Annotated in this window: 1 protein-coding gene and 1 pseudogene; both read right to left on the bottom strand. The window is 35.9% G+C overall.

The genetic code is table 11. The annotated features are described in order from the left end of the window. Window positions 1–578 precede the first annotated feature (578 nt). The gene (locus tag AZ66_RS28795) at window positions 579–1076 is read right to left on the bottom strand and encodes a hypothetical protein (protein ID WP_044358064.1); all 498 of its coding nucleotides are present in this window, start codon (window positions 1074–1076) and stop codon (window positions 579–581) included. Window position 1077: 1 nt separating this feature from the next. Next, window positions 1078–1944, bottom strand: a pseudogene (locus AZ66_RS32245) (hypothetical protein); the annotation flags it as partial.

Raw genomic sequence — 1944 nt, 5'->3', positions numbered from 1 at the left:
CGATATTCCTTGCGGCTTGCGATGCAGTTGTGGATTATGATCGCAAACAAATCCTTTACCCTTTTACTAGAGCCAATAGCACCAGCTAATACATCAATCCCTTCACAGGATCAATATCTTGAACTCGAAAACGATTAGGCAAATCCCATCTATCTATTGAACTGTAGAAATCCAGCGCCTTCGATAAATTACGATTTGCTACTCGGACATCTTGCGGGATCTTGCTCGCCGCCATCTAAACCAATGTAAACATGACGCATTTTGTAGTGCATAAAAGAAATCACCCCTGTGTATGGATTGTTATTATCATGATGGGTAAGGATGATAACAATCTGACTATATATAAAAAAGTTGTGATTGATTTGAAAATAGTGTGATAAAACGAAGATAACAAAAAACAGATCAATCATGGTGGTATCCGACCATAATTGATCTGTTCAATGTAACGCAACAGCGTTATTTAGGGTATAAAATTCAAGCATTGATGTACGTACAAACAAATTAGTGAAAACCTTTATAGGGTTATATGTATTATTGTTTGAATGATAGGTTCATTCGGCACTGGGTAGCAGAATAATTTAAGATAAATCAATCAACCTTGGGTCTTGATAACACCAATCTGGATCATACGGTAAAGATTTTAATTTTTTCATGTCCTCCCAGCCATAAACCCAATCAAAATCTGTAACCCAGAAGTAATCATCAGGATTTAATCTAAGGTATTCATAAATAAAAGTAAAAATTAATTTTTGAACACCATAAATATCTTCAATATGTCCAACTTGACATAATGATAGATTAGAATCCAGTTCCAAATCTTCATGATAGTAAAAATCAATGCTTGGACTGTTAATAGCGTGAACAGAAAAAATAAATGATTGCTCACTTTTCTCTGCAAATGAATTGTTATTAATGTTCAGTGTAGTATATGAAAATTCTCCATTATCCGAATAGTTCTTATTATTATGAAAATATAGAGTTGCATCAGCATGAAATACCGAGACTATTGTATCTGCTAACAGTTTCTCAGGTGAATAATTCCTTTTTTTTGTAAGGACAACTGCCGAAGTACCCATTTTATTTTAACGCCTCCTTAAGTTCATCTAGAGAATTAACAATAGTAACCCCCTTAGATTTAATCTTCTGTAATTTTTTCAAATCATTCGGATGTACGTTTGTCAACGGTTTGTCAATATACAAAATAACTTTCTTCTGATGGGGATTGAAATAACTACCATTATTCGGGTTTACATATTTATCAAACTGTTCTACATCCGTTATTGCCTTTATTGATTTTTTAACTTCAATAATCTCATCTTTAGTAACAACATCTAAATCACCAGCTAAACTATTATCTGCCTTTTTAACTTGCTGTCCAAACCCTGTAACTTCCTTAGTTTCTCTTACAGAAGAAGCTACTTTAGCTTCAGTAGCCTTACCCGGGTCTGTACTGTTTAAATTAGCATCAATATCATTAGTAATACTCTTAGGATGCTGATCAACCCAGGTTAATTCATTCTCTGCTGGATTCGTATATTTCGCTTTATTTCCGTCCTTAACTACATTTCCAACATTCGAAGCTTTTGGCGTCCCCTCACCGGTTGAATTCTTATTTTTTCCCGACGTAGATCCTGATGATGAATTCTCTGGATTACTCCCCGGATAATATTTCTTCACCTCAATCTGATTCCTCGTCGGCTCAAGAGGCTTCTGCGTTGACGATTTATAGTTCACATTTGGCCCATCGTACGCCAGCTTATTCTTGGACAGTTGCCCAACAGACTTTTGTAAAGCTTCAAATCTATCATTGATAAACGTCGTCGCTTGACCCCAGTTTACCTTAATTCCCTTAATATTGCTTCCTTTCGATATTCCTTGCGGCTTGATTGGCGGTTGTGGATTACGACTGCGGACAGCTCTAGCGCCAATAGCACCAGCTAATGC

This window comes from Paenibacillus sp. E194 (assembly GCF_000935845.1).
Classification (GTDB): domain Bacteria; phylum Bacillota; class Bacilli; order Paenibacillales; family Paenibacillaceae; genus Paenibacillus_B; species Paenibacillus_B alvei_B.
This window is presented reverse-complemented; position numbering and strand designations above follow the sequence as displayed.

Coding starts and splice junctions, on each gene's coding strand:
- AZ66_RS28795 (WP_044358064.1), bottom strand. CDS start 1,076: ATGGGTACTTCGGCAGTTGTCCTTACAAAAAAAAGGAATTATTCACCT.